This window comes from Klebsiella sp. 28, assembly GCF_018223905.1.
In the GTDB taxonomy this organism is placed as follows: Bacteria; Pseudomonadota; Gammaproteobacteria; order Enterobacterales; family Enterobacteriaceae; genus Klebsiella; species Klebsiella pneumoniae.
The window spans coordinates 1-26,454 of record NZ_JAGRQY010000103.1 but is presented as its reverse complement, the minus strand read 5'-3'; the positions used below and the strand labels follow the sequence as shown (position 1 = coordinate 26,454).

The following is a 26,454-nucleotide window of genomic DNA, read 5'->3' as shown; positions in this document are numbered from 1 at the left end:
GCGCCAGCCGCCCCGGCTTAACCAGCCAGGGGATGCTATGGAACCTTTCCTTTCCCTTCGACACGTCAGCAAAACCTTCCACGCCAACCGCGCGCTCAATGATATCAGCATCGACTTTATGCCCGGAGAAGTGCACTGCCTGGCCGGGCAGAACGGTTGCGGGAAGTCGACGTTGATCAAAATTATCTCTGGCGTCTATCGCCCGGATGAGGGCGCAGCGATGACGCTGGGCGGCAAGACGTGGCCCAAACTGACGCCAGCGGCCTCGGTCGCCCATGGGATCCAGGTGATTTATCAGGATCTGTCGCTGTTTCCCAATCTCAGCGTGTGGGAGAACATTGCTATAAACCACTATCATCGCGGCGTGCTGGTGAGGCGCAGCGAACTGCGACGCAGTGCGGAGCAGGCGATGCGCAGTATTAACGTCTCGCTGCCGCTGGATGCCGCCGTGGAATCGCTCTCCATCGCTCGCTGTCAGCTGGTGGCTATCTGCCGCGCGCTGGCGCAGGATGCCCGGCTTATCATTATGGATGAACCCACGGCCTCATTGACCCATCAGGAAGTGGAGGGACTATTGCATGTGGTGCGCCAGCTGCGTGAGAGGGGGATCTGCATCGTCTTCGTAAGCCACCGTCTGGAAGAGGTCATGGCCGTATCGGACCGCATCAGCGTGCTGAAGGATGGCAATCTGGTCGGCACCTTGCCGGCGGCAGAGGTAACCACCCGCCGGCTCGGTTTTCTGATGACGGGCCAGGAGTTTGACTATCAGGTGCGCGATCTGTGGCAGGGGCAGGGCAGTACGCCGGTGCTGGAGGTGCGCAATCTCAGCCGCAAAGGGGAATATCATAACGTCTCCCTGAAGGTCGAAGCCGGAGAAGTGGTGTCGATAGTCGGCCTGTTGGGCGCCGGGCGAACAGAGCTGTGCCTGAGCCTTTTCGGCATGACCCGCCCTGACAGCGGCGAGATCCTGATAAATGGCCAGCCGGTGCGGTTGCGTAGCAATCAGGACGCTATCCGCCACGGTATCGGCTATGTCTCCGAGGACCGTATGTCGCGCGGCCTGGTGATGAGTCAGTCGATTGAAAACAACATTATCAGCACCGTGTTTCATAAAGTGAAAGGCGCTTGCGGACTATTGAGTGATAGTAAAGCTCAGCAGCTGGTCGCAAGAATGGTCAACGCGTTGACCATTAAGGCGCCGGATACGCATCTGCCGGTGAATACCCTCTCCGGTGGTAATGCCCAGCGCGTTTCTATCGCCAAATGGCTGGCGATCTCTCCTAAGCTGCTGATCCTCGATAGCCCAACCGTGGGGGTGGATATCGCAAACAAAGCCGGGATCTATCATATCATCAGCGATTTGGCTGCCCATGGTATCGCCGTGCTGATGATTTGCGACGAGATTGAAGAGGCGTGGTACCAGAGTCATCGCATCCTGGTGATGAAGCAGGGCGAGTTGACCCATAGCTTCCTGCCGGACAGCAGTACCCAGCAGCAGNNTATTGCGCTGTGCCTGCTGCTGGGCTGGCGCAGTGAGGAATTTTTCACTTTCGGCAATCTTTACGACCTCGCTAATAACTATGCGATGCTGACCATTCTCGCCTGTGGTCTGTTCGTGGTGCTGATCGCCGGCGGGATTGATATCTCCTTCCCGGCTATGACCATTATCGCCCAGTACGGCATGGTGGTGATGCTGCAAAAAGTAGGCGGCAACTTCGCGGTGGCTTTTGTGCTTGCCGGCGGCATCGGCGTGCTGCTGGGGCTGGTGAACGCGCTGTTGGTTAATCGTCTGCGGGTCCCCTCGATCATTATCACCATTTCTACGCTCAACATTTTCTACGGTTTGCTGCTGTGGTTAAGCAAAGGTGTCTGGCTCTACGACTTCCCTCCGTGGTTTGAAAAGGGGGTTATGCTGTTCAAATATACCGATGCCGATGGTTACGATTACGGTCTGGGGCTGCCGCTGCTGACGATGATCGCCGTGGTGCTGTTGACCGCGTTTATCATGAATTTCACCACCGTTGGCCGCAAGATCTATGCCATGGGCGGCAACCGGGAATCCGCCAGCCGCGTCGGCTTCAGCGTGCTCCGCCTGCAGCTGTTCGTTTATGGCTATATGGGGCTAATGTCGGGGGCCGCAGGTGTCGTGCAGGCGTGGACAGTGATGACCGTTGCGCCGGATTCACTGCTGGGCTATGAGCTGACGGTGCTGGCGGCGGTGGTGCTGGGCGGCACCAGCCTGATTGGCGGGCGCGGAACTCTCACCGGTACGCTGCTGGGGGTGATTTTACTGGCGGTGATGCAGAACGGCCTGAACCTGCTAGGGGTCTCCTCCTACTGGCAGACCCTGATCACTGGGGCGATCATCGTCGTCAGCATCAGCGTAACGGCATGGAGCCAGCATCAGAACCGGAGCTTGTTATGAAAAAATCGTGGCGCAACAACGTTGAGTTTTACCTGATCGGCCTGCTGCTGCTGATGGTTATCGCCTTTAGCATCGCCATGCCAAACATCTTCTGGTCTGTCAGCAATTTCCAGTCGATTGCCTCGCAAATGCCGGTGCTGGGGATCCTGGCGCTGGCGATGGCCATGACTATGCTTTGCGGCGGCATTAATTTGTCAATTATCGCGACGGCTAACGCCTGCTCGCTGGTGATGGCCTGGGTGGCGACGAGCTATCCGCCTGGGGGCGCTACCGCGCTGGCGACGCTGCTGGCTGGCGGAGGGGCGGCGATGATCATTGGCCTGTGCAACGGGATATTGATCGCCGGGATCCGCGTTTCGCCGATCCTGGCTACCCTTGGCATGATGACCCTGCTCAAAGGGATAAATATTCTGATCACCGGCGGCAGTGCCATCGCTAACTATCCGCAGTGGGTGCTGTGGCTGAATCACGCCCAGTGGTTCGGTATTCCGCTGCCAATGTGGCTTTTTGCGGTGGTGGCGGCCGGGCTGTGGGTGCTGCTGGAGAAAAGCCCGCTGGGTCGGGCGATCATGTTGATCGGATCCAACGAACGGGCGACCCATTATTCCGGGATCAATACCCGGCGGGTGTTGATGTGGGTATATGTCATCTCGGCCCTGCTCTGCGCGGTGGCTGCGTTTCTGATGATGTCGAAGCTGAACTCAGCCAAAGCATCTTATGGGGAATCGTATTTGCTGGTGTCGATCCTCGCGGCGGTGCTTGGCGGCGTGAATCCGGATGGCGGTAGCGGGCGCATCGTTGGGATGGTGCTCGCGCTGTTCCTGCTGCAGATTATTGAGAGTGGGTTCAATATCCTCGGTATCAGCCCCTATCTGACGATGGCGCTGTGGGGCGTATTGCTGCTGTGCTTTATCCAGGCGCGAGGCATGCTGGGACTGGAGAGAGCCGGGTAAATGACCCGTCCTCGGGGGCGAAGACGGGATAGCCAGTTATTCGCTACGCAAATGCACCGCCAGGCCGCTTTGCCCTGGCGCCAGCTCCGGGCGCAGCGTCAGCGACGGGATCAGATAATCGCCATGATTCTGCCGGCGGAATGGAATGGGCTCGGTTTGCCACAGCGTGTCCAGCCGCTCGGCCAGGGCGGCGCACTGATCGGCGAACTGCCCGGCATCGGTTTTATCCGTGCGGTAGAACACCAGCGGCGGAAGCACCTCAAAGCCGGGATAGAACAGCATACCGTGCTGAATGGGGAACAGGATGTCGTCGATGGGGCCATTGATCCCGCGCGGTGAATAGTGTTCCGCCCAGCCGCCGGCGGTGACGATCAGCATCGCCCGCTTGCCGACGAAAGTGCCTTCCCCGTAGCGATCGCCCCAGTGGCTGTCGCTGTGCTCGCCGACGCCATAGGCAAAGCCCCAGGCGTACACCCTGTCGATCCAGCCCTTCATGATGGCGGGCATCGAGAACCACCATAGCGGGAACTGGAAAATCACCGTATCGGCCCACAGCAGCTTTTCCTGCTCGGCTACGATATCCGCACTTTGGGTGCCCTGGGCAAAGGCCTGTTTGGAATCGAGGGTCGGCCGCCAGAACTCGCCGACCGGCGGGGCGCCGCTGTCGTCGGCGTCATATCCGGCCTTCCAGCGCATAGCGTAGAGATCGGAAACCTGCACTTCATGCCCGGCCTGCTGCAGATGGCGGATGGCGAAATTTTTCAGCGCGCCATTGAGCGAGCGCGGTTCCGGATGGGCGTAAATCAGCAGTACTTTCATAATATCACCTCTGGCGTATGGAGAGCTGCAGAGTAGGAAAGCTGAAGCTATAGTAGAAATTAATTACTTAAATTCCCGGTATAGTCGTGATTAATTTACAGCGTCTGGATCTCAATCTGTTGCGCACCCTGGATGTGCTGCTTAGCGAAAACAACGTTACCCGGGCGGCGCAGCGGCTGAATCTGTCGCAGCCCTCGGTGAGTATTCAGCTCGCCAGGCTGCGGGAGATTTTCGCCGATCCGCTGCTGATGCCGGGCCCGCGCGGCATGCAGCCCACCGCCCGCGCCGATGAAATACGCCAGCCGTTGCGCGCCGCGTTAGCCGCGCTGGAGCAGGCGGTGGCGCCGGTCAGCCCTTTTGATCCGGCCACGGCGGCGGAGACCTGGCGGGTGGCGGCGACGGACTATATGGCCTCGGCGATCCTCCTGCCGATGCTGGCTGGGTTACGCCAGGCCTCTCCCGGCAGTCGGCTGGCGGTATTCGAGCTGCAGCCGGCGCGGCTGGAGCAGCAGGCGGCCAGCGATACAGTAGATCTTTTCTTTCATACCCGCGAGGGCGCGCCGCCGGGGCTGCATCAGCGCCTGCTGTTTCGCGAACGCTACGTGCTGGCTGGCCGGGCGGAACATTCGGCGCTGCGGCCTGGGCTTAGCCTGGAAACGTTCTGTCAGCTGGAGCACGTGATCGTCTCCCCGGACGGGGGCGGCTTCAGCGCGGCGACCGATATCGCGCTGGCGAACCTGGGACTGATGCGGCGGGTTGTCCTTTCCGTGCCACATTTCCTGTTTATGCTGGAGACCCTGCGCAATAGCGATCTGGTGGCGGTCCTGCCGGAGCGGCTGGTGCGCGGGCAGAGCGGGCTGGTGGTCGTCGAGCCGCCGCTGGCGGTCGCCGGCTTTGAGATGCTGATGCTGTGGCACGAGCGCTGGCACCGCGACCCGGCGCATCAATGGCTGCGCCAGTTCATTGTGAATTCACTGGAGGAACAGACATGCTGAGTGGACTGAATCACCTGACCCTGGCAGTCAGCCAGCTGGCGCCGAGCGTGGCGTTTTATCAGCAGCTGCTGGGCATGACGCTGCACGCCCGCTGGGACAGTGGGGCCTATCTCTCCTGCGGCGATTTGTGGCTGTGCCTGTCGCTGGATCCGCAGCGGCGCGTTACTCCGCCGGAAGAGAGCGACTACACCCATTATGCGTTTAGCATTAGCGAGGCGGATTTCGCTAGCTTCGCCGCCCGCCTTGAGGTTGCCGGCGTAGCGGTCTGGAAGCTGAACCGTAGCGAAGGCGCTTCGCACTACTTTCTCGACCCCGACGGCCATAAGCTGGAGCTGCACGTCGGCAGTCTCGCCCAGCGTCTGGCCGCCTGCCGCGAACAGCCGTATAAGGGGATGGTGTTTTTTGATGAGTGACAGGGGGCTCTCGGTGCTATGGCGTTGTGGAAGAAAATCTCCTGTGTTACCTTTCCTACGAGGCAGGATCTACTTGTGGCTGGCATATTTTGTATTGGTAGACGTCCGTGCATAATATGTTTTACGTGAAGCTCGCCAATGCCGCTGTGGCATCGTGAAAAATATAACCTTCGCCGTTGGTGGCGCAGACGAAAGGAACGTTCAGCAGACGTGTGTACTCATACCTCTACTACGTATTCTTTGCCGATTTCATGTTTATTGGAGTTGGCTTAAATAACCACCAGAGGAGTGCCTGCCTTGTGATACAGCACCATATCCCCCGGATTTTACCGGTCTCCGCTCCACTATCTTACCGCGCACGATGGCTTTGCCGTCCCGAAGTATGACCTCTTGGCAGATTTTCGTCGTGTTGTTCCAGTCATCGGGTATTCTCGATAGAACCGGATGACTCTGATTCTACATAAAAAATAGCTAATACGAGCCGCTTTAGACGATGAAGATCAGAATATATGTTGATTTTGATGAACTATACATCTAACGACATTTAGCGTTATATTAGTGAAATAAGAATAGCTTACATTCTTTGCTGATATATATCTGTGTGTAATAATAAATAGTATGAATTTTATATTCGGAGGCTGGGTATGCCTTATGATTTATCGTCTCGATTGGTTATAGGTTTAGCATCAAGTGCGCTTTTTGATTTAGATGAATCAGATGAAATATTTCGAACGAAAGGTGAGGATGAGTACAGGAAATTTCAGCGTGAAAATCAAGATGTACCATTAGGGAAAGGCGTTGCGTTCCCATTTATTAGGCGCCTGTTAACTTTGAACAAAATCAATAAAAGCAACCCTCCTGTTGAGGTTATTCTTTTATCGAGAAACGATCCCGATACAGGTTTGCGGGTTATGAATTCAATCGAAAGTCATAATTTAGGTATAACACGAGCTGTTTTCCTGCAAGGCCGTTCGCCCCATAAATATATACCAGCATTGGATATTGAGTTATTTCTTTCCGCAAATTCTCAAGATGTGAATCAGGCCGTTATGGCTGGGTATCCGGCAGGTCAGATTCTTAAGGGAAATATTAAGGATGATGTTCAGGATCATGAACTCAGAATTGCATTCGACTTTGATGGAGTTATCGCAGATGATTCTGCGGAAGCTGTATACCAAAAAAGCCATGTGCTTGCAGATTTTCATAATTATGAAGCTCAACATGTCAATGAGACTCATAATCCCGGACCATTGAAAGATTTTCTTCAACGTATATCTGATATTCAGAAGATGGAAGAAGAATTAGAGAGAGAAGATCCAGCGTATAGACGTATTCTTCGCATTTCAATTGTAACGGCGAGAAACGCGCCTTCACACAAGAGAATGATCAATACGATGAGAGCGTGGGGGATCAATGTTAATGAAGCATTCTTTATGGGCGGGGTAGAAAAGAACAAAATCCTTGAAATTATGCAGCCACATATGTTCTTTGATGATCAGCGTCTCCATCTTGAACCTTCAGCATCTGTTTTACCTTCTGTGCATATACCATTTGGTGTGACGAATAAAAGATAATGGTGTAATTAAAATATAAGGCCCCGATATTTTGGGGCATATATGATATATTACTTGCTGCTTTTAGTTAAAATAATCACTCCATCGCCACCTTCACCGCTTCTCCCAGCTTCACCATCACCGCTTTATGTTTCTCGGTCGGCGGCAGGGCGCAGTTGATCCTGACGCAGTTGCGATACTTGCCCGCTGCCGAAAACAGCGAGCCCGGCGCGACCTGGATCTTCAGCCGGCACAGCTGCTTGGCGACGCAGACCATATCTACCTGCTCCGGGAGCTCAACCCACAGCATAAAACCGCCCTTCGGCCGGGTGACGCAGATCCCGCAGGGGAAAAATTCCCGCAGCCAGCAGGTGTAGATCTCGATATTGCGCTGATAGATCTGCCGCATCCGCCGCACGTGGCGGTGGTAGTGGCCTTCGCGAATAAAATTGCAGGCCGCCAGCTGAGTGGAGGGGACGTTGGTCCCGCTGGCGGCGTACTTCATCTGTAGCAGCTTGTCGTAGTAGCGCCCGGGGGCGATCCAGCCGATACGCAGCCCGGGGGCGATGGTTTTGGTAAAGGAGCTGCAGAGCATCACCCGGCCGTCGATATCCCAGGAGTGGATCGTGCGCGGGCGCGGGTATTCGGTGGCCAGCTCGCCGTAAATATCATCCTCGAAAATAACGATATCGTAGCGTTGGGCAAGGTTCAGCACCGCGCGCTTGCGGGCGTCCGGCATGATAAAGCCCAGCGGGTTATTGCAGTTTGGCACGAGGATCACCCCTTTGATCGGCCACTGATCCAGCGCCAGCTCCAGGGCCTCAATGCTGATCCCGGTTTCCGGATCGGTGGGGATCTCAATCGTCTTTAATCCCAGCCCGCGCAGCATCTGCATGGTGCCGTAATAGCAGGGGGATTCCACGGCGATGATGTCCCCTGGCTGGCACACCGACAGCAGGGCCAGCGACAGCGCGCTGTGGCAGCCGCTGGTGAGCACCAGATCGTCGGCAGTTACCACCGATCCGCCGTCGAGCATCAGGCGGGCGATCTGCTCCCGTAGCTCGCGACGCCCGGCCAGTTCGTCATAGTTCAACACCTCAGTGAGGTTGTGCTGGATAGCCCGGCTCAGTTCACGCCAGATGGGCTTCAGGCTTGGCTGCGTCACGTCCGGCGAGCCGCCGCCGAAGGGGATGATCGATTTATCGTAGCGGGCGTCAAGCATGGTCAGCACCTGATCCCACTGGGTGATCTCCACCGGGCGCTGGACCGGACGCGACATCGGCGGCACCGGCGGCTGGGCTTTGCGCGGGGCGACGAAATAGCCCGATCGCGGCTGCGGCACAATCATTTGCTGCTGCTCAAGCAGCTGATAGGCCTGCTGGACGGTGCTGATGCTGACGCCGTGCTCCTGGCTCAGGCTGCGCACCGACGGCAGCTTTTCGCCATGGCGATACAGGCCCTGTTCGATGCGTTCGGCCAGCAGCGTAGCGAGATGTTGGTAGCGGGTCATGCTGTATCCTTAATTGCCGCCATACAGATGGAATAACCAGTACAGATGGGCGTAAAAATTGGGCTCTGGTGTACGTTTTAGCTAATCTGTATGTTAAAGAAAAGCGTTTTGTGAATCTGTATTCCTTACCCCCAAATCCGTGAAGATAAAGCCTCTGGCAAGGTGAGGAGGTAGAGGATGGAATTTCACGAGAACAGGGCAAGACAGCCATTTATCGGTTTCGTACTGCTGGTGCGGTTTATCAAAAAATGGTGGCTTCAGGAGCAAACGCGCAGAGTTTTGCAGCAAATGAGCGACGAACAGCTGAAAGATATCGGCCTGCGTCGGGACCAGATCAATTAAAACGTGCGGTTTTTTACAGGCAAACCTTCTTCATTATCCCGGTGAGCGCAAAGTGCCGCCGGGATACATTCACGAAATTTATCAATTGATGCGGCACGAGCTTCCGTTTCTTGATACTTACCCTGATAAGTATTATTTTCTTCTCAATAATGAGAGGAAGACCCGTGACTGAAGACGAACTGTTTGCCCGCCGCCCGCTGGGGATGAGAATGGCTATGGTGGTGCGCCAGTGGCGCGCCATTATTGACTCCGCTATCACCGATACCGGACTCACCCAGTCCAGCTGGACGGTGCTGATGCAACTGCATCAGCTGGGAGACAACGTCTCGGTCAGCGAACTGGCGGAGGTGCAGGGCATTGAACTGCCGCCGCTAATGCGCACCCTCTCATTACTGGAAAAGCAGGGCTATCTGGTGCGTTCCACATCGCCATATGACAAACGCATTCGCCTGCTGACGCTGACCGCCGAGGGGCGGGCTATTCTGGAAAAACTGAGCTGCGTGATCGAGACCTATCAGGAGCGCGTAACCCAGACCATCCCGGAGGCCGATCTCGCCACCTTCAGCGCCACGTTAAATCAAATCGCCTGCCGTTTGCGGAATATCCGCGAAGAAGATAACAAGATCTAACACACTATGATGACGCCTGAACAAAAATTTGCCCGCTGGGTACGGGTGAGTATTGCCGCTTTTCTGGGAATATTCGCCTGGTTTATCGTTGCCGATATCTGGATCCCGCTGACGCCGGACTCCACCGTCATGCGCGTGGTGACCCCGGTTTCGTCGCGGGTCTCCGGCTATGTCTCGCACGTCTACGTGCACAACAACAGCCAGGTGAAAAAGGGCGACCTGCTGTATGAGCTCGACCCAACGCCATTCATTAATAAAGTTGAAGCGGCGCAGATCGCCCTCGAGCAGGCGAAACTGAGCAACCAGCAGCTGGACGCGCAAATCGCCGCCGCCCGCGCCAACCTGCGCACCGCGCAGTACACCGCGCGTAACGATAAGGTCACCCTCGATCGCTACCAGCGCTTGAGTACGATGCAGAACGTCTCGCAGTCCGACCTCGATAAGGTGCGAACCACCTGGCAGACCAGCGAGCAGTCGGTCTCGGCGCTGAACGCGCAGATCCAGAACCTGCTGATCCAGCGCGGCGAGCGCGACGATAAGCGCAACGTCACCCTGCAAAAATACCGTAATGCGCTGGAGGAGGCGCAGCTGAACCTGGCCTGGACCAAAGTGCGTGCGGAAACTGACGGCATGGTCAGCAACCTGCAGCTGAACCCGGGGATCTACGCCACCGCGGCGACGGCTGTGCTGGCATTGGTTAACAACAACACTGACATCGTCGCCGACTTCCGCGAAAAAAGCCTGCGCCACACCGCGGTGAATACCGATGCGGCGGTGGTCTTTGACGCCCTGCCGGGTCAAGTCTTCCCGGCGCACGTGACCAGCAGCGACGCCGGGATTCTGGCGGGACAGGAGGCGGTGAACGGTCAGCTGTCGCAGCCCGAGCAGTCCACCCGCTGGGTGCGCGACGCCCAGCGGATGCGCATTCACGTCGCGCTGGATCAGCCGCTGGACAAACCGCTGCCGACCGGCGCTCGCGCCACGGTGCAGCTGTACAATAGCGAGGGACCTTTCGCCCGCACCTTCGCCGGCCTGCAGATCCACCTGGTGAGCTGGTTGCACTATGTCTATTAATACCCTGGCGCATGTCTTTACCCCGCACGGCAATATCGTCTACACGGCGAATGATTTTCGCCAGACGGTGCGTATCGCCGTGGCCGGGACCATTGCGCTCAGCATCTCCACCTTCTACGACGTACAGTACGGCGTATTTTTCGTCGTTTATCCGCTGATGCTGATGTCGCTGGTACCGATGTTCAACCTGCACGTCGCCCGCCAGTTTATATTTAGCGCGGCGGTAAACTGTGTCGAAATGGTGCTAATTGTCGGCTATTTGTCGCAGTGGCCGGTGATCATGACCCTGGTGGTGTTTGCCCTGTACGTGATGCGTTTCCGCTTTATGAGCCAGGGACCGCTGTTCCTGTTGGGATCAATGGGGGTGGTGTGCCAGAGCACGATGCTCAACTTTATGAGCTATCCCACCAGCAACTGGCACACCCTGATGTTCTCCAATATGGAAGCCTGCGTGATGGCCGTGGCGCTGAGCGCGCTGCTGCATTACCTGATCCCGGACGTCGAACCGCGCAAGCCGCCGCCGCGGATTGAGAAAGACGCCGCCCGCATCCGTCATGAGTCGCTGCTCTCCGGTACGGTAGCGACGATCATCTTCGTGGTGTTTCAGATCTGCGATCTCAGCGACTCGCTGTCGGCGCTGATGGCCGGGATCCTGATCCTGTTCCCGATGCACTATCGCGGGGCGGTGATCAGCTCGATCTGGCGCGTCGTCGGGGTGGTGCTGGCCTGTCTCTATATACTGGTGGTGCAGCTGATTATCTATGATTTCAGCAACCACATGATCCTGATGATGCCGCTGATTGGTCTCGGGCTGGCCTTCAGCGCCCGCCTCCACGTGATGGAGAAAGTGGGCGCCGGGGTGGGCTTCGCCAGCATCACTACCATCGGCATTATGTTCGGCCAGAATCTGCATCCGTATCAGGATCTGGTGTTCAGCGATCTGTACCGCATCACCTCGGTGACGGTCTCGCTGGTGGTGACGCTGACCCTGGTTTTTCTCATGCACCGCCTGCTGAACTGTTTCGCGGCGACGCGTTTTGTGGTGAGCGATTAACCTGCCGGTGGGAAGGTGGCGAGACAGCGCCATGCTTCCCCGTTCTGCTGATACAGCGCCGCCGTCTGTTCCGGGACGATCCAGCCTCGCGCATCGGCTTCCGTCCCCTCCAGCAGGATGCACAGCCCGCAGCCGCTGCGCAGCTGGCGGGGTATATCTTTGACCTCGAAGGCCACTCCCGCCGCCTGCATGGCTTTGCGCATCCGCACCACCCCCACCGTGGAGTGAAATAAAAACAGAAACGTTGTCATCCGCGCCTCCGCTGGCGCTGGCCGATCAGCGCCGCGCCGATCGCCCCGGCAAACTGGGCGTCGGGATGGGTTGTCACCGCCATGCCGACATGGCTTTCCAGCATCCGGGCAAAGGCGGCGCAGTGGCTGACGCCGCCGGTAAACAGCAGCGGCCCCTGCGCCGATAAGCGGCCGATAAAGTTCGCGCTGCGCCGGGCCATGGCGTTAATCACCCCCGCCAGAATCGCCTCCGGCGCGACACCGGCCGACCGCAGGCTAATGACCTCCGATTCGGCAAACACCGTGCACATACTGGTAATGGCGTGCGGTTCCACGCCGTCGGTAATGGCGTCCAGTTGTTCGACGCTGGCGCCGAGGGTGCGTGAAATGACTTCCAGAAAGCGGCCGGTGCCGGCGGCGCATTTGTCATTCATCAGGAAGTCGCTGAGGTTGCCCCCGGCGTCCAGCTGGATGACTTTGCTGTCCTGGCCGCCGATATCAATCACCGTGCGGGTGTCCGGCGCCAGCAGGCGGGCGCCGAGGCCGTGACAAGAGATCTCCGTCACCTGCTTATCGGCAAAATCCACCAGCTGGCGGCCATAGCCGGTGAGGGTTAAAAAAGGCGTCTCCATGAGGCCAGCGCGCAGTGTCTCCCAGGCCTCGTGGATGGCGTCGGCGGGGCGAAAGGGGGTGGGGCAGAGGAAGCGGCGCACGATGACGCCGTCCGCCAACAGGATGCCTTTTGTGGCGGTGGAGCCGGAATCAATGCCAACCGTATAGTTCACGCCAGCTCCTTAAAGCATTTCGATAAAGGCGGCGACGCGGGTGCTGAGCTGGCCGAGGTCCGCTGTCGAATAGTCGGTTTCAATCGCCATGTAAGGAAGATCGTGCTGTTGGCGCAGATGGCGTTTAATCGCCAGCGATTCCACGGCATAGGTATGGCAGGCCTGCAAAATGACGTCGATCACCCCGTCGGCCTGATACTCCTCCACCATCTGGCTCAGCAGCTGCAGACGCTGGTCGTTGGGGGAGATACAGGAGCAGCCGATGGCGAGATATTTATCGGTTAAGGCGTCGTAGACGTCACCCTCTTCCGCCACGCAGCGCTCGGTCGCTTTCGCGCCGGTGCAGTTCTCATAGCCGACCACCCAGCCGCCGTTTTCCTCGATGGCGCGGATCACTTTTTCCGCCGCGCCGCCGATCGGGCAGCCGGTGATCAGGATCCGCGGACGAGGTTCCAGCCGTTTACCCTGCTGCCACTCCTGATGGATGCGCTCCGCCATGGCATGCAGTTCATCAATCAGGGCGGTTTTGTCGAAACGAAAAGTGGCGCCGTACACCACTTTCAGGATGTCGCCGCCGCTGAGCGCCGGCGGATTGAGCTGCCCGAGACGATAAAAGTGGGCCAGCGCCCGGCGCTCGCGATTTTTCAACACGATGGCTTCGCGCAGCGCCGCCTCGCTAATCGGCGTGCCAAACCGGGCCTCAATCACCTGCTGCAGGCGCAGGATCTCCGTTTTCCACAGTGCGCGCGAGGCGGCATCGCTGGCGCTGTTCGGCAACTGCATGACGTGGACCGCCTTGAACTCGGCCATGTACTCATACATTTTCTTTTTGCCGTCGCAGGTGGTTTCCCCAACCACCAGGTCAGAGAAATAGAAGTAGGGACATTTATCGGTTTTGCCGAAGCCGTAGCTGCTTTTGATAAGCGGGCAGAGGTTGCGCGGGAGATCTTTTTCCGCTTCCTCGATGGTTTCATCGGAGGTTGAGCACAGCGAGACGACAACGGCGCCCGCCGCCATGGCGATCTCCTGGGGCATAAAGGTGCAGTAAGTGCCCACCAGCGGTACGTTCTGCTCTTTAAGATCCATGACGGTGAGAAAGCCCTTCTGGCGAGCTTCTGAGAACTGGTCAAAAATGGCGGGTAGACCGGTGATAAGCGACATGGTTTTCCTTCCCCGTACACGGGAGATGCTGAAAGAGCCGCCATTATAGCCATGATGTATGCAGGGTTTTATTGATCTCCTGCGTCTGTACACGGTGTTAATAGACCTTTTTCAAATCCATCTCTTCCTGGATACGCTCGCTCCATGCCTGATGGGTGCGGATGGCCTCTTCGATACCGGCGTTGTAAAACAGCGGCCCCAGCTCTTTGGCGATAAAGTCGACGAAAAATTCGGCGTCAAACTGCTCTAGTTCGAGGTCGAAGGTCTCTGCGCAGTACTTGCTGAGCCTGTCGCGCAGCAGGTCGCGCTGCGCCTGGCCGAGTTCAATGTCATTCATGATGGGGCTTTCTCCGTAAAAGGGCTCACGACTGCCGGGCTTCGATCACCGCTTGTTCGCGCTGGTGGCGTAACAGTCTGGCCAGGCAGCAGGCGGCGACAATCCCGGCGGCCACCGCCAACAGGTGGAAGGGGAGTCTGCCGCCATGGAACCACAGCCAGCGCGCGCCTTCAATTGATAACGCGCTGACGCTGAGGATCACGATATTCAGCGAGGCGGAGACCGTGCCTTTCGGCAGGTCGTTGGAAAAGAGGGTAAAGCGAAACAGCGTCGGGAAAATCAGCCCGATGCCGAAGGCGTAGAAGCAGGTGCCGACCACCGACCACAGCCAGACGTGGGGCCATACCAGATTGCCAACGATCAGGATGGCCAGGCCGAGCATCTGTACCGGCACCGCGCTGAGGACAAAGCGCGGGCGGGTAGGGTCTTTTACCCAGCGCGCCACCGACAGGTTGGCGATGATGACGGCGCTGAAGACCGGCACCTGGCTCCAGGCGAACTCGCTGGTGGTCAGTCCGCCGGCGTCCATTAAAATCACTGGCGATACCGCCACCCAGCTCATCAGCGGAATATAGCTCAGCGACAGCGTGGCGGCGCCGAGTAAAAAGATGCGGTTGCGAAAGACGTTGCGGAAATCGCGCAGCACGCCCAGGGGGCTGAACGGCACATCGCCGCGGCGCACCGTCTCCGGCATGGTCAACAGCAGGCCGAGCCAGGCCACCAATCCCATGGCGGCGATAATGCCGAACAGCGCTTTCCAGTGAATGAAATGCATCAGCGCCGCGCCGGAGAGCGGACCGACGATCGGCGCCACCAGCACGACGGAGGTGATCACCGCCATCAGTCTGATCGATCTTTTTTCCTCAAAGGCCTCTTGTACGGTGACGTAGCCGACGGTGGCGATAAAGCAGATGCTGGTGCCCTGCACGAAGCGGGCAATCAGGAACTGCGTCATGGAGGTGGTGAACAGGGTCGCCAGGCATGCGAGGGTGAAAATCAGCGCGCCGGTGAGCAGCACCGGACGCCGTCCTATCCGGTCAGAGAGCGGCCCCAGCAGCCACTGTAGCGCCATGCCGCCGGCCATATACAGGCTCACCGAGGCCGGAGCCAGCGCCACATCAGCATTGAAATCCCGCACCACGTGCAGGATCCCCGGCTGGATCAGATCGGTAGTGAGATAAGCGGAAAAATCATACAGAATTAACGCCGCCGGGAAGAACAGCGCGGCGGCGTGTCGGCTCAGCCAGTGGGAAATCCTGTGCATCATCTCGCCCTCCCTGTGGAATATTTATCAGCGCTATTGTTCGGATAGTATCATTGCTAACCAATATGCAGATGCAGCAGCGAGGGGATCTGCGAGAGCAGCCACAACAACAGGCCGATGGTTCCCCCCACCAGGGTACCGTTGATGCGGATGAACTGCAGATCTTTACCGATATTGAGCTCGATCTGCCGCGACATATCGCGGGCGTCCCAGCTCTTCACTGTGTCGCTGATATGGCGGGTGAGGAAGGTGGCGAACTCCGGCGCCACCCGGTGCGCCGCCTGCTCCAGGTGTTCGTTAAGCGATTCGCGCAGCGCGTCGTCGCGGAGTAAGGTTTCACCGAACCACTGCCCCGCCTCGGCGATACGCTGCTTAATACGTGAGTCGTCGCTGCTGATATCGTTTTTTACCCAGCCGCGCAGGTCGCCCCATACTTCGCCAAGATAGTGGTTAAAGGTCTCATCATTTTTTAGCCAGGCTTTGATGTTATCGGCCTTCTGCGCCATATCCGGGTCGGATTTCAGGTTATCGATAAGCTTTTGCACGGCGCGGTCAAAAGTCTGACGGATCTGATGCGTACGGTCGTGAGTCACCTCGTCCAGCAGGGTATTCACCGCGTCGGTGACCATCTCAGCGCTGTGCTCGCCGAGCCACTCGGTGGGTAGGAGTTTGGCCTTCAGCGGGTGTTCGGTCTCCAGCCAGTGTACGATGCCGCGGGCGATAAAGGCGCGGGAGCTGTCGCGCTGCAGCAGGGCGATCAGTTGGTTTATCAGCGAATCGAGCAGCTTTTGATGGCGATTGTCGCGGGTCAGTCCCTCCAGCATCATGGCGCTGGTCTGCGTCAGGTCGACCTTATCGATAGCCTTATGCACCGCGCGTCGCAGCAGACGTTGAATGCGCGCGTCATCGGTCAGTTCGAGAAAACCGCTCATCACCTGCAGCAGGTGCTGGCCGACCCGTCGGGCGTTCTCCGGCTGGCTGAACCAGTTGCCGAGCATCAGGGCTGGCTGATAGCGGCGGATCAGCGCGACCAGCGACGGGGTATCAAGGAACTTTTCCTCGACAAAGCGGCCGAGGTTGTCGGCGATGCGGTCTTTATTGCGCGGAATAATCGCCGTATGGCGGGCGACAAAGGGCAGCGGAATACGGCGAAACAGAGCCACGACCGCAAACCAGTCGGCCAGCGCCCCGACCATCGCCGCTTCGGAAATAGCTTTTAGCGCACCGACCCAGGGCGATGGTGGTAGCGCGAGGGTAGTGATAAAAATGGCGGCTGCAATCAGCAGCAGCGACAGCGCCAGCAGTTTGGCGCGTTTCAGTTCAGCGAGTTTTTCCATATGCTTAAGCATATAGCCTGACGGCGAGGTCGTGCAAAAATCGCCAGATAATCCCCAGGCCGAAGAGCATCAGGATCGCCCCCGCCGCCCGCTCGACTCGCCAGACGATGGCGCCCAGGCGGCGCTGTATCTGCGGCAGCGCAATCGCGCTCACCAGCAGTAAATCCCAGAAGAACACCACGCTGACCATCCACAGCCCGCTCACCGTTTGCTGAAGCAGGGTCACAGCCGGCCCGAGCAGGGAAGTCATCAGCGCCAGATAAAACAGGGCGTTTTTGGGGTTGAGCAGCGATGACCCCAGCCCCAGCAGCAGCTGCCTGCCGAACCCCGGACGCGCTGCGCGAACGCTCTCCATCGCCAGCGTCGCGGGACGGCTGCGTATCAGCAGGCTGCCAATCCACAATAAATAGCCCGCCCCCAGCAGTTCGATGAGCAAAAAAAGCAGCGGCGCCTGGCGCAGAAGCCCCCAGCCGACGATGGCGAGCACAATATACAGCGCATTGCCTGCGGCGATGCCGAGACACAATCCGATGCTGCCGCGGATCCGGTAGCGCACGGCGTAGCCGACCAGCAGAAAAAAATCAGGGCCCGGACTGAGCAGAGCGACAAAGTGGGACAGGGCTAACGCCGGGAAGGCGGCGGGAAAGAGCGTCGATAAGGTATGCATAGTGGCCTCGATAATGGTGCAGAGGCCACCCTACGCCAGGTGGCGTATTACTTATTGTCAGATATTGATCTGCTTTGCGCATACTGCCGCGGCGTGGCGGCGGTATAGCTGACAAAGGTTTTATGGAAATGGCTCTGATCGGCAAAGCCAGCCTGATAGCCAACGTCGGCGATAGGATCCCCGGCGCGTAAGCGCGTTTTCGCATATTCGATGCGCGCCATGTTGATCAAACTGGCAGGCGTCAGGCCGGTATCTTGTTTCACGGCGCGGATAACGGTCTCTTTACGAAGCGCGCTGTCGTGGGCCAGCTTATCCAGCGACGGCGACGCCGGCAGATCCATCGCCAGGCGCTGAAACAGCAGGGCGCTGGCGTGATGTGGCGCCTGCGGCGCGGCGGCGCACAGCGGCAGCGCGTGCAGGAGTTGCGCCAGCCGGGCGGGCAGTTGTTCAAGGCTCCCGCGGTTCATCAGGGCGACAACCTGCTGGAAACTGGCAAAGAGAGGGCTGTCGCGCAGCAGCGGCTGCGGCGAGGTGATACTGGCGCCAGGGGGAATATCCGGGCGCTGCGCGCGGCACCATGTCGCGTCCAGGTAAAGCATGTGATAGCTGCGCGGCCTGTCATGCAGCGGATTACAGCTATGCGGCGCGTGCGGCGGGATCACGATCAGATCCCCGGGCTGTAGCAGGTACTCCCGGCCAGCGCACAGGCAGCGCGTTTCCCCCTCGATAATCGCCCCCACCGAGAGCTGGGGGTGGCTGTGGCGCTTATAGGCCTGGCGGCTGCGCCAGGTGCTGCGCAGCTCCAGCCACGGCAGACGATCGTCTCGCCAGAAGGTTTGGGGAATATCTCGGGTATGGTTCACTGCTTTGGCCTTTGCTGCGGGGATAAGCCGTTTATAGCATGCTGCGCCGAGGCTGTCGCCCGCCTGGATTTGCGTACCGCGTCGAAAAAGGATGTCACGCTTGCAGTCCGGGGAAATATGTTTTCGTAGCGGAATGTAAAATCCCGGTTTCCGGGGTGCCAGAGACATTCATGGGATGTAGAGTCCCTGCAGGATAAGCAGGCAGGGATGAGCCGATGGCAAAGGGCACCACCTCGACGCCGCATGATGCGGTGTTTAAACAGTTCCTCACTCAGGCCGACACCGCGCGCGATTTTCTGGCGATCCATCTACCGCCTGCGCTGCGTCAGCGCTGCGACCTCGATACCTTACAGCTGGAATCGGCAAGCTTTATCGAGGAGAGCCTGCGGGCCTGGTACTCCGATGTGCTGTGGTCACTCAAAACCGCGTCTGGCGACGGCTACATTTATGTGGTTATCGAACATCAGAGCTCGCCGGATGCGCAGATGGCCTTCCGCCTGATGCGCTACGCCATCGCCGCGATGCAGCGCCATCTTGATGGCGGTCATACAAAACTGCCGCTGGTGGTGCCGATGCTCTTCTATCACGGAGCGACCACGCCATACCCGTGGTCACTCAACTGGCTGGACTGTTTTGCCGATCCACAGCTGGCGAGTGAGCTTTATATCTCGCCCTTTCCGCTGGTGGATGTCACGGTGATCCCCGACGATGAGATCGTTCGCCACCGGCGCGTGGCATTACTCGAGCTGATACAGAAGCATATTCGCCAGCGCGATTTAATGGGCATTGTTGAGCAACTGACGACGATTTTACTTAGCGGGGACGCTAATGACAGACAGCTAAAAACGCTGTTTAATTATCTGCTGCAGACTGGCAACGCGCGCCGCTTTGGCCGGTTTATCCACGAAGTGGCGCAACGGGTTCCTCAGCACAGGGAGAGATTGATGACCATCGCCGAAAGATTACAGGAAGTAGGCCGTAGAAAAGGCAAACGGGAAGGGCGGCTTGAAGGATGGCAAGAAGGCAGACAAGAAGGCCGGCAGGAAGGACAGCATGCCGAGGCGCTGCGCATTGCCCAGAGGATGCTGGACGACGGTATTGCCCGCGAGACGGTGGTGAAAATCACCGGTCTGACCGCCGACGAGATCGCCGCGCTGGCGCATTGATAACGCCGGGGCGGCCTGACGGTCGCCCCGGTTAGCCTCGTTATGGAATATTCCGGATATACCTAACTTTACCCGCATCGCCAGCCATCTCGACTACCCTTAATATCCTTAACGGCATTTTTGACTGCCTTAGTAGCGATAACAAGGAGACATGCGATATGGCCTATCAGACGGTGAATCCTGCGAACAATCAGCTTATTAAAACGTACCCGGCGCACAGCGATGCGGACGTGGAGGCGGCGCTGCAGCAGGCGGATGCGCTCTACCATTCTGCCTGGGCAAAAGGCGATATTGAACCGCGGCTGGCGGTACTGCATAAGCTGGCTGATCTGATTGATAGCCGGGCGGAGGAGCTGGCAAAAATCGCTAGCCAGGAGATGGGGAAACTCATTAAGCAGAGCCGCGGCGAAGTGAAACTTTGCGCGCAGATCGCCCGCTATTACGCCGATAACGCCAAATCGTTCCTGGCGCCGGTGAAGTATCCCTCCGAACTGGGTGAAGCCTGGGTTGAGCACCATCCCATTGGCGTCTTACTGGCGGTGGAGCCGTGGAACTTCCCCTATTACCAGCTGATGCGCGTCCTGGCGCCAAACCTGGCAGCCGGTAACCCGGTTATCGCCAAACACGCCAGCATTGTGCCGCACTGCGCGGAGACCTTTGCCCATCTGGTGCGTGAGGCCGGCGCTCCGGAGGGGGCGTGGACTAACCTGTTTATCTCCCAGGATCAGGTGGCGAAGATTATCGCCGACGATCGCGTGCAGGGCGCGGCGCTAACGGGGTCGGAGAAAGCCGGCAGCGTGGTGGCGGCGCAGGCGGCGAAGCATATTAAGAAATCAACGCTGGAACTGGGCGGCAATGATGTGTTTGTCGTGCTGGACGATGCCGACCTGGAGCGCGCGGTGAAAATCGGCGTCCAGGCGCGGCTGAACAACGCCGGCCAGGTGTGTACCGCTGCCAAGCGCTTTATCCTGCACGAAAATATCGCGGATGCGTTCCTGACAAAATTTAGCGAGGCGTTTCGCCAGGTGAAAATCGGCGATCCGCTGGATGAAAGCACCACGCTGGGGCCGCTCTCTTCCAAAGATGCGCTGGATACCCTAAGCAAACAGGTGGACGAGGCGGTGAAAAATGGCGCTAAGCTGCATCTGGGCGGCAAAGCGGTGGCTCGAGAAGGCAATTTCTTTGAACCCACCATTTTGACCGGTATCACCCGTGATAATCCGGCGTACTTCGAAGAGTTCTTTGGCCCGGTGGCGCAGATCTACGTGGTGAAAAACGATGAGGAGGCAATCCAGCTGGCCAATGATTCCCACTATGGTCTGGGCGGCGCGGTGTTCAGTCAGGATATCGAACGCGCCAAACGGATGGCCTCCGCCATTGAAACCGGAATGGTTTATATCAACTGGCTCACCGATACCGCGCCGGAGCTGCCGTTTGGCGGCGTGAAGCGTTCCGGTTACGGACGGGAGCTCTCCGATCTCGGCATCAAAGAGTTTGTGAACCAGAAGCTGGTGGTGGTGCGCCGCTAAGCCTATGACCCGGCCATAAAAAAACCTGCCATTCGGCAGGTTTTTTTATGGCTAATGCTCAGCGCACCTTAACTTTATCGCGGGGCGTTGACCATAATCAGAAGGTGACCCCGCCGCCCACATAGGCGCCATCAATCAGGGTGTGGTTCGGGCGACCCTCTTTACCGTCAACGCTCACATGGCGGTAACCCACTTTCAACGTCACTGGACCAATCGGAGACCAGCTCACGCCGCCGTTCGCTTCAACATAGTTTTTCACGCTGTTGTTCAGACCATCCGGCGCGACATACCCTTCGCCAAACACGTGGATGCTGTCGGTCAGGGCCACGTTCACCCCGCCGCCGACCGGAAACGCGACGCCGTTATCGCCTTTTTTCGGCCCGAGGTAGATGGCTTTCGCGCCGGCGTTGAGCATCACCGGGCCCACTTCCAGGTTGTAACCCGCGCCCACGCCGCCGGTCTGGCTACCATCATCGGTATTCTTCAGCCAGTGGCTTTCGGCGTACAGGCCAGAAGAGGATTTACCCATTTCCATATTCAGATTAGTGAAGTTTTTACCCTGTTCAACGGTAAACCCCACCGCCATGGCGGAACCAGAGACCGCGGTCAGGGCTGCAAGAATAAGGATGTTAAGCTTTCTCATGGTTTACTCCTCGTCAATAAAGTTGTCTGAGGGCACCTTAACAAGCGATGTTTACCTCTGCAAATGTGACTTACGTCGATTTTTTATGCTGGTTTTGTCAGGAAGGTGTTTTGAAAATGTTGTAATGACGTTGGGTTACGGCGAGGTCAATCAGCAAATTTAGCCTGTTTAGCCGTGGTTTAATTGGTGGGCTAAACAGAAACTGAACAGAGCAGTCATTAATTATTAAGGGGCCTATTCATTCAGTTTCTTATAATTTCCAAAAATGTTTCTACTGTTACTTATTAAAACGTTGCTTTACATTTTTCGACGCGCTGCCGACGTTTGGTCCCTGTTTTTGACGAGGTCTCAGAGAGAAGGGGGCCTGCGCCTTAGGGCGCAGGCGGGCAGGTTAGCGTCGTAACCCGGCAAACGCCGCGCGAATTTCCTCTTCCGGCAACTGAATGCCGATAAACACCAGCGTGCTGTGCGGCGTTTCATCGCCCCACGGGCGATCCCAGTCGGCGCTGTAGAGGCGCTGCACGCCCTGGAACAGCAGGCGATTTGGCTCGCCGTCGATCCACAGCATGCCTTTATAACGCATCAATTGCTCGGCGAAGGAGAGCAGCAGATTTTCCATTACCCGTGAAACTTCACTGATATCCACCGGATAGTCGAGCTCGACCACAATCGACGAGACGTCATTCTGTTTTTCTGCCACAAAATGAAAGCGCGGTGTGGCGCTGACAACCTTCTCTTCCAGCATAAAACCGCTGGTGTTAAACAACTGGCTTAAATCGATATCGCCGTGAATGACGGTATAAATCGGCGCCCGCGCGTTAATGCGCGCCAGCCGTTCACGCAGCTTTTCGGTGTCGCCGGCGACGTCGGTTTTGGTTAACAGGATCCGGTCCGCGTAGCCGACCTGCGACTGGGCGATGGTGAACTGATCCATCTGCTGGTCGGCATGGACGGCGTCAACCAGGGCGATCACGCCGTCCAGCAGATAGCGCTCGCAGAGCACCTGATGGGAGAAAAAGGTCTGGATAATCGGCCCCGGGTCGGCCATGCCGGTGCATTCAATCACCAGCCGGTCAAACTCGATTTCGCCGCGATCGCGACTGTCGAGGAGATCGAGCAGGGCGTCTTCCAGTTCGTTGGAGCGTGTACAGCAGATACAGCCGTTGGTCAGGGTTTTAATCTGCGTGGCGCGGTCGCCGATGAGCTGATCGTCAACGGAGACTTCGCCGAATTCGTTTTCAATTACGGCGATTTTGAAACCGTGCTGCTCATTGAGGATATGGCGCAGGAGGGTGGTTTTTCCTGCGCCGAGAAAACCGGTGAGTAGGGTGACTGCAATCGGTGCCATTATTGCCTCCATTAACAGCAGCGTACGCCGCCTTTGCCGTCGCCGCCGTAGCGGGCCTGCTGGCGTTCGCGGAAGAATTCTTCATAAGTCATGTACGGCTGATCCGGATGGTTGGTTTGCATATGCGTGACGTAGTTGTCGTAATCCGGAATGCCAATCAGCATTTTTGCCGCCTGACCGAGATATTTTTTTGCCTGACCTAAGTTACCAAACATTATAAGTTCCAGATAACGAATAAAGCCGGATGGCGGCTAGCGCCATATCCGGCCTACGTTAATGCGCTTTTGGTAGGCCGGATACGCGTAGCGCTATCCGGCATCAGGGTTAATGATGTGACGAGGTCTTCACGCCGCCTTCCGGTACCGGCACATACGGAGTCTCTTTGTCGGTACGCACCTTATTGTTGCGGACATTGAGCCAGGTTTTGATGCCGTAGAAGATGATGCTATACACCACCACCAGGAACAGAATACTCAGGCCGGCGTTGGTGTAGTTGTTGACCACGATATGGTTCATGTTGGCGATCTGCTGCGCGGTCAGCTCGCCGCCGGCGGCAATCTTCTCTTTATACTGCTGAGCCATAAAGAAGAAGCCTTCCATCTGCGGGTTGCTGCTGAACAGCTTCAGGCCCAGCGCCCAGGTGGTGCACAGCAGCAGCCATGCCGCCGGGATAACGGTGACCCAGATATATTTGGTGCGCTGCATCTTGACCAGCACCACGGTGCCAAGCACCAGCGCCACGGCGGCCAGCATCTGGTTAGAGATCCCGAACAGCGGCCACAGGCTCTTCACGCCGCCCAGCGGGTCGACCACGCCCTGATACAGCAGGTAGCCCCACAGCCCGACGCAGCCGGCGGTACCGATAATCCCGGCGACCAGCGAGTCGGTTTTTTTCAGGAACGGCACGAAGTTACCCAACAGATCCTGCAGCATAAAGCGGCCTGCGCGGGTACCCGCATCCAGCGCGGTGAGGATAAACAGCGCTTCAAACAGGATACCGAAGTGGTACCAGAAGCCCATATCCGCCATCGGGATGATTTTATGGAATACGTGGGCGATACCGACGGCCAGCGTCGGCGCGCCGCCAGCGCGGTTCAGTACCGAAGGTTCGCCGATATCTTTCGCCGTCTGCAGGATCTGCTCAGGTGAAATCACAAAGCCCCAGGAGCTGACGGTCGCCGCCGCGTGGACGGTCACTTCTTTCAACTGCGCTGCGATCATCGCCGCGTTTTCACCGCCCATTTCATGCAGGTTCGGCATGACGATGCCCAGGCCCGCCGGCGGGGTGTTCATCGCGAAGTAGAGACCCGGTTCGATAATCGAGGCCGCAACCAGCGCCATGACTGCAACAAAGGATTCCATCAGCATCGCGCCGTAGCCAATAAAGCGGGCATCGGTTTCGTTGGCCAGCAGCTTCGGCGTAGTACCGGAGGCAATCAACGCATGGAAACCGGAGACCGCGCCGCAGGCGATGGTGATAAACAGGAACGGGAACAGGGCGCCTTTCCACAGCGGACCGGTACCATCAATGTACTGGGTCACTGCCGGCATTTTCAGGTCCGGGTTGAGGATAACGATCCCCAGCGCCAGGCCGACGATTACGCCGATTTTCAGGAAGGTGGCCAGATAATCGCGCGGCGCCAGAATCAGCCATACCGGCAGCAGGGCGGAAATAAACGCGTAGCCAATCAGGGTAAAGGTGATGGTGGTGTCTTTAAAGGTTAGCGCCGGGCCCCAGTACGGGTCGTGGGCAATCACGCCGCCGAACCAGATAGAGGCCACCAGCAGCACGATACCGATAACCGACACTTCACCGACGCGGCCTGGGCGCAGGAAGCGCATGTAGATCCCCATAAACAGGGCGATAGGCACCGTCGAGCAGACGGTAAACACGCCCCACGGGCTTTCCGCCAGCGCTTTCACCACGATGAGCGCCAGCACCGCGAGGATGATGATCATAATCAGGAAGCAGCCGAACAGGGCGATAGAGCCCGGAACCGGCCCCATCTCCTGTTTAATCATCTCGCCCAGCGAGGCGCCGTTACGCCGCGAGGAGATAAACAGCACCATGAAGTCCTGTACCGCGCCCGCCAGCACCACGCCGGCCAGCAGCCACAGGGTGCCCGGCAGATAACCCATTTGCGCGGCCAGTACCGGGCCGACCAGCGGGCCGGCGCCGGCAATGGCGGCAAAGTGGTGGCCAAACAGCACGTAGCGGTTGGTTGGCACATAGTTCAGGCCATCGTTATTAATGACCGCCGGCGTGGAGCGCGTCGGGTCAAGCTTCATCACCTTCTGCGCGATGTACAGGCTGTAATAACGGTAGGCGACGAGGTACACGGAAACCGACGCGACGACGATCCACAGGGCACTGACGTGCTCACCGCGGCGCAGGGCGACGACTGAGAGGCAAAATGCCCCGATGATTCCGAGAATCACCCAGGGTATGTGCTTGAATAGTTTTTTGGTATCCATAGTAAAACCTGGCGTTAATTAGATGAATAATTGGCCGAAGCCGTCTGGTTTTAAGTAAGGGTTGATGGAGGTATTGATTAGCTAGGCTGCCTCCGATCTTGCCAGAACAGCGCGCGCGTAAAGTTGGGTAAATCGGTGAGTGGTTGTATAGGGGGTTAAGCGGTTACTTGCGGGGGTAAGCGGTTAGATATGAGTACGAGAGCGCGTAAATGTGTGATTAAGCTCACAATATTATTCTGCGCATCTCAAAGATATGCTTTCAAACTGAGGATAACGGTTTTTATCACCCGCAGATCACTATCTTTATTTCAAGTAGAGGTATTTTGATATTATGCTGACTTTGCCATGTCGTATGGATAGCGTTTAACAAAGGGAATTCGAGTTATGAAATTTGTAAAGATAATGATCATCGCCAGTGCTTTTTACTTAACATATGCTCATGCAAGAGAGATACATCAGGCTGTTGATGAGCCGGCAGCCCCTTATAATTTGCGCTGGGGGATGAGTTACGATGAGGCCAGAAACACGCCTTTATATTCTCTGGAGGTATCAGATATCAATTATGCCGGAAAAGACCCGGATCTGATTATCTCAACGCTGACTCCCCAGGAAGTGGGGGCGTTGAAATATCAGGAGATGAAGCTTTATTTCGATAAGAATAAAGGGCTAAAAAGTGTTTTTGTTAGCGCTGATGTTGATTCCAGTCAGCAGGCCTATAAAGTTGATGATGGCCGGGAAGCACTCGCCTTATATAATGAGGAAGTTAAGGTTCTTGATCGAGAATATGGGCCAGCGACAATCAAAGAAGAGTTCATTGCAGAAAGAGGGAAATTCTATCAAAGTCTTTCCGCCTGCATTGCAAAACAGCAGGAGTGGTATAAT

26 protein-coding genes and 2 pseudogenes are annotated in these 26,454 nt (G+C 57.4%); 13 read left to right on the top strand and 15 right to left on the bottom strand.

Annotation, left to right across the window (positions count from 1 at the left end):
- Window positions 1-37 precede the first annotated feature (37 nt).
- From KHQ28_RS17920 to KHQ28_RS17915, 3 genes and pseudogenes are all read left to right on the top strand, one after another.
- Window positions 38-1,498: pseudogene (locus tag KHQ28_RS17920) on the top strand (sugar ABC transporter ATP-binding protein); the annotation flags it as partial.
- Window positions 1,472-2,425 (top strand): ABC transporter permease, encoded by a 954-nt coding sequence (locus KHQ28_RS29265; protein ID WP_228298277.1) that lies wholly within the window; start codon window positions 1,472-1,474, stop codon window positions 2,423-2,425. The pseudogene KHQ28_RS17920 and the gene KHQ28_RS29265, both read left to right, overlap by 27 nt.
- A complete protein-coding gene (locus KHQ28_RS17915; protein WP_002887352.1) occupies window positions 2,422-3,378 on the top strand; it encodes an ABC transporter permease in 957 nt (318 codons plus the stop codon). Before KHQ28_RS29265 ends, KHQ28_RS17915 begins: the two co-directional genes overlap by 4 nt.
- Window positions 3,379-3,414: 36 nt before the next feature.
- Here KHQ28_RS17915 and KHQ28_RS17910 read toward each other — a convergent pair whose 3' ends face one another.
- On the bottom strand, window positions 3,415-4,197 hold the full coding sequence (locus KHQ28_RS17910) for an NAD(P)H-dependent oxidoreductase (RefSeq protein ID WP_032418094.1): 783 nt from the start codon (window positions 4,195-4,197) through the stop codon (window positions 3,415-3,417).
- 86 nt (window positions 4,198-4,283) lie between these two features.
- Between KHQ28_RS17910 and KHQ28_RS17905 the strand changes: the two genes are divergently transcribed.
- Complete coding sequence (locus tag KHQ28_RS17905; protein ID WP_032418093.1) at window positions 4,284-5,192, top strand: LysR family transcriptional regulator; 909 nt, start codon at window positions 4,284-4,286, stop codon at window positions 5,190-5,192.
- On the top strand, window positions 5,186-5,605 hold the full coding sequence (gene fosA / locus KHQ28_RS17900; protein ID WP_032418092.1) for a FosA5 family fosfomycin resistance glutathione transferase: 420 nt from the start codon (window positions 5,186-5,188) through the stop codon (window positions 5,603-5,605). The genes KHQ28_RS17905 and fosA overlap by 7 nt, the downstream gene beginning before the upstream one ends.
- A gap of 139 nt (window positions 5,606-5,744) precedes the next feature.
- On the opposite strand, the pseudogene KHQ28_RS29260 reads toward fosA, so the two are convergent.
- Window positions 5,745-6,022 (bottom strand): annotated as a pseudogene (locus tag KHQ28_RS29260) (restriction endonuclease subunit R); the annotation flags it as partial.
- A 227-nt stretch (window positions 6,023-6,249) separates the two neighbouring features.
- Between KHQ28_RS29260 and KHQ28_RS17895 the strand changes: the two are divergent.
- Window positions 6,250-7,179: a 5'-nucleotidase gene (locus tag KHQ28_RS17895; RefSeq protein ID WP_023343058.1), complete on the top strand. Its 930-nt coding sequence runs from the start codon at window positions 6,250-6,252 to the stop codon at window positions 7,177-7,179.
- Window positions 7,180-7,255: 76 nt separating this feature from the next.
- Here the strand turns inward: KHQ28_RS17895 and KHQ28_RS17890 are convergent, their stop codons facing one another.
- Entirely contained in the window at window positions 7,256-8,668 is a 1,413-nt protein-coding gene (locus KHQ28_RS17890) for a PLP-dependent aminotransferase family protein (RefSeq protein ID WP_002887384.1), read from the bottom strand.
- A gap of 177 nt (window positions 8,669-8,845) precedes the next feature.
- Between KHQ28_RS17890 and KHQ28_RS17885 the strand changes: the two genes are divergently transcribed.
- From KHQ28_RS17885 to KHQ28_RS17870, 4 genes are all read left to right on the top strand, one after another.
- A complete protein-coding gene (locus tag KHQ28_RS17885; protein WP_002887388.1) occupies window positions 8,846-9,010 on the top strand; it encodes a DUF1127 domain-containing protein in 165 nt (54 codons plus the stop codon).
- Between the two features lie 164 nt (window positions 9,011-9,174).
- Window positions 9,175-9,639, top strand: a complete 465-nt coding sequence (locus KHQ28_RS17880) for a MarR family winged helix-turn-helix transcriptional regulator (protein WP_004177547.1) — start codon at window positions 9,175-9,177, stop codon at window positions 9,637-9,639.
- Window positions 9,640-9,645: 6 nt separating this feature from the next.
- Complete coding sequence (locus KHQ28_RS17875; RefSeq protein ID WP_002887394.1) at window positions 9,646-10,713, top strand: HlyD family secretion protein; 1,068 nt, start codon at window positions 9,646-9,648, stop codon at window positions 10,711-10,713.
- On the top strand, window positions 10,703-11,767 hold the full coding sequence (locus KHQ28_RS17870; protein ID WP_002887411.1) for a DUF2955 domain-containing protein: 1,065 nt from the start codon (window positions 10,703-10,705) through the stop codon (window positions 11,765-11,767). Before KHQ28_RS17875 ends, KHQ28_RS17870 begins: the two co-directional genes overlap by 11 nt.
- On the opposite strand, the gene KHQ28_RS17865 is transcribed toward KHQ28_RS17870, so the two are convergent.
- The 8 genes from KHQ28_RS17865 to KHQ28_RS17830 all read right to left on the bottom strand — a co-directional run bounded on the left by KHQ28_RS17865 (window position 11,764) and on the right by KHQ28_RS17830 (window position 18,411).
- Window positions 11,764-12,018, bottom strand: coding sequence for a DUF3343 domain-containing protein (locus tag KHQ28_RS17865; protein ID WP_002887412.1), 255 nt, complete (start codon window positions 12,016-12,018; stop codon window positions 11,764-11,766). The genes KHQ28_RS17870 and KHQ28_RS17865 overlap by 4 nt on opposite strands.
- Window positions 12,015-12,782 carry a putative 2-hydroxyacyl-CoA dehydratase activator YjiL gene (gene yjiL / locus KHQ28_RS17860; protein ID WP_004178487.1) on the bottom strand — a complete coding sequence of 256 codons (768 nt, stop codon included), beginning with the start codon at window positions 12,780-12,782 and terminating at the stop codon, window positions 12,015-12,017. Before yjiL ends, KHQ28_RS17865 begins: the two co-directional genes overlap by 4 nt.
- Before the next feature lie 9 nt (window positions 12,783-12,791).
- Entirely contained in the window at window positions 12,792-13,943 is a 1,152-nt protein-coding gene (locus tag KHQ28_RS17855) for a double-cubane-cluster-containing anaerobic reductase (RefSeq protein ID WP_032418090.1), read from the bottom strand.
- Between the two features lie 97 nt (window positions 13,944-14,040).
- Entirely contained in the window at window positions 14,041-14,280 is a 240-nt protein-coding gene (locus KHQ28_RS17850) for a DUF2164 domain-containing protein (protein WP_016529771.1), read from the bottom strand.
- Between the two features lie 25 nt (window positions 14,281-14,305).
- Window positions 14,306-15,547, bottom strand: coding sequence for a multidrug efflux MFS transporter MdtM (gene mdtM, locus KHQ28_RS17845; RefSeq protein ID WP_032418088.1), 1,242 nt, complete (start codon window positions 15,545-15,547; stop codon window positions 14,306-14,308).
- Between the two features lie 53 nt (window positions 15,548-15,600).
- The gene (locus KHQ28_RS17840) at window positions 15,601-16,893 is read right to left on the bottom strand and encodes a DUF445 domain-containing protein (RefSeq protein WP_004146109.1); all 1,293 of its coding nucleotides are present in this window, start codon (window positions 16,891-16,893) and stop codon (window positions 15,601-15,603) included.
- Entirely contained in the window at window positions 16,886-17,548 is a 663-nt protein-coding gene (locus tag KHQ28_RS17835) for a LysE family translocator (RefSeq protein WP_004177543.1), read from the bottom strand. The genes KHQ28_RS17840 and KHQ28_RS17835 overlap by 8 nt, the downstream gene beginning before the upstream one ends.
- Before the next feature lie 47 nt (window positions 17,549-17,595).
- Window positions 17,596-18,411, bottom strand: a complete 816-nt coding sequence (locus tag KHQ28_RS17830) for an AraC family transcriptional regulator (protein WP_032418087.1) — start codon at window positions 18,409-18,411, stop codon at window positions 17,596-17,598.
- Window positions 18,412-18,626: 215 nt separating this feature from the next.
- Here KHQ28_RS17830 and KHQ28_RS17825 point away from each other — a divergent pair, with 215 nt between their 5' ends.
- Both KHQ28_RS17825 and KHQ28_RS17820 read left to right on the top strand, forming a co-directional pair.
- Window positions 18,627-19,577 (top strand): Rpn family recombination-promoting nuclease/putative transposase, encoded by a 951-nt coding sequence (locus KHQ28_RS17825; protein ID WP_032418086.1) that lies wholly within the window; start codon window positions 18,627-18,629, stop codon window positions 19,575-19,577.
- A gap of 158 nt (window positions 19,578-19,735) precedes the next feature.
- Window positions 19,736-21,106, top strand: coding sequence for an NAD-dependent succinate-semialdehyde dehydrogenase (locus KHQ28_RS17820; protein WP_004146105.1), 1,371 nt, complete (start codon window positions 19,736-19,738; stop codon window positions 21,104-21,106).
- Window positions 21,107-21,203: 97 nt separating this feature from the next.
- On the opposite strand, the gene KHQ28_RS17815 is transcribed toward KHQ28_RS17820, so the two are convergent.
- From KHQ28_RS17815 to KHQ28_RS17800, 4 genes are all read right to left on the bottom strand, one after another.
- Window positions 21,204-21,749, bottom strand: a complete 546-nt coding sequence (locus KHQ28_RS17815) for a YfaZ family outer membrane protein (protein ID WP_004177540.1) — start codon at window positions 21,747-21,749, stop codon at window positions 21,204-21,206.
- Window positions 21,750-22,140: 391 nt separating this feature from the next.
- Window positions 22,141-23,097, bottom strand: a complete 957-nt coding sequence (gene yjiA / locus KHQ28_RS17810; protein ID WP_002887442.1) for a GTPase — start codon at window positions 23,095-23,097, stop codon at window positions 22,141-22,143.
- An 11-nt stretch (window positions 23,098-23,108) separates the two neighbouring features.
- Complete coding sequence (locus KHQ28_RS17805) at window positions 23,109-23,312, bottom strand: YbdD/YjiX family protein (protein WP_002887451.1); 204 nt, start codon at window positions 23,310-23,312, stop codon at window positions 23,109-23,111.
- A 109-nt stretch (window positions 23,313-23,421) separates the two neighbouring features.
- Window positions 23,422-25,572 (bottom strand): carbon starvation protein, encoded by a 2,151-nt coding sequence (locus tag KHQ28_RS17800; RefSeq protein ID WP_002887454.1) that lies wholly within the window; start codon window positions 25,570-25,572, stop codon window positions 23,422-23,424.
- 384 nt (window positions 25,573-25,956) lie between these two features.
- Here KHQ28_RS17800 and KHQ28_RS17795 point away from each other — a divergent pair.
- Window positions 25,957-26,454 (top strand): hypothetical protein (locus tag KHQ28_RS17795; protein WP_102015697.1); only part of this gene is annotated, 498 nt, incomplete at its 3' end.

Bases quoted from the DNA above. Each gene is read 5' to 3' on its own strand.
- KHQ28_RS17915 (WP_002887352.1), top strand. From the start codon at position 2,422: ATGAAAAAATCGTGGCGCAACAACGTTGAGTTTTACCTGATCGGCCTG.
- KHQ28_RS17910 (WP_032418094.1), bottom strand. From the start codon at position 4,197: ATGAAAGTACTGCTGATTTACGCCCATCCGGAACCGCGCTCGCTCAAT.
- fosA (WP_032418092.1), top strand. From the start codon at position 5,186: ATGCTGAGTGGACTGAATCACCTGACCCTGGCAGTCAGCCAGCTGGCG.
- KHQ28_RS17895 (WP_023343058.1), top strand. From the start codon at position 6,250: ATGCCTTATGATTTATCGTCTCGATTGGTTATAGGTTTAGCATCAAGT.
- KHQ28_RS17890 (WP_002887384.1), bottom strand. From the start codon at position 8,668: ATGACCCGCTACCAACATCTCGCTACGCTGCTGGCCGAACGCATCGAA.
- KHQ28_RS17885 (WP_002887388.1), top strand. From the start codon at position 8,846: ATGGAATTTCACGAGAACAGGGCAAGACAGCCATTTATCGGTTTCGTA.
- KHQ28_RS17875 (WP_002887394.1), top strand. From the start codon at position 9,646: ATGATGACGCCTGAACAAAAATTTGCCCGCTGGGTACGGGTGAGTATT.
- KHQ28_RS17870 (WP_002887411.1), top strand. From the start codon at position 10,703: ATGTCTATTAATACCCTGGCGCATGTCTTTACCCCGCACGGCAATATC.
- KHQ28_RS17865 (WP_002887412.1), bottom strand. From the start codon at position 12,018: ATGACAACGTTTCTGTTTTTATTTCACTCCACGGTGGGGGTGGTGCGG.
- KHQ28_RS17855 (WP_032418090.1), bottom strand. From the start codon at position 13,943: ATGTCGCTTATCACCGGTCTACCCGCCATTTTTGACCAGTTCTCAGAA.
- KHQ28_RS17850 (WP_016529771.1), bottom strand. From the start codon at position 14,280: ATGAATGACATTGAACTCGGCCAGGCGCAGCGCGACCTGCTGCGCGAC.
- mdtM (WP_032418088.1), bottom strand. From the start codon at position 15,547: ATGATGCACAGGATTTCCCACTGGCTGAGCCGACACGCCGCCGCGCTG.
- KHQ28_RS17840 (WP_004146109.1), bottom strand. From the start codon at position 16,893: ATGCTTAAGCATATGGAAAAACTCGCTGAACTGAAACGCGCCAAACTG.
- KHQ28_RS17835 (WP_004177543.1), bottom strand. From the start codon at position 17,548: ATGCATACCTTATCGACGCTCTTTCCCGCCGCCTTCCCGGCGTTAGCC.
- KHQ28_RS17825 (WP_032418086.1), top strand. From the start codon at position 18,627: ATGGCAAAGGGCACCACCTCGACGCCGCATGATGCGGTGTTTAAACAG.
- KHQ28_RS17820 (WP_004146105.1), top strand. From the start codon at position 19,736: ATGGCCTATCAGACGGTGAATCCTGCGAACAATCAGCTTATTAAAACG.
- KHQ28_RS17815 (WP_004177540.1), bottom strand. From the start codon at position 21,749: ATGAGAAAGCTTAACATCCTTATTCTTGCAGCCCTGACCGCGGTCTCT.
- yjiA (WP_002887442.1), bottom strand. From the start codon at position 23,097: ATGGCACCGATTGCAGTCACCCTACTCACCGGTTTTCTCGGCGCAGGA.
- KHQ28_RS17805 (WP_002887451.1), bottom strand. From the start codon at position 23,312: ATGTTTGGTAACTTAGGTCAGGCAAAAAAATATCTCGGTCAGGCGGCA.
- KHQ28_RS17800 (WP_002887454.1), bottom strand. From the start codon at position 25,572: ATGGATACCAAAAAACTATTCAAGCACATACCCTGGGTGATTCTCGGA.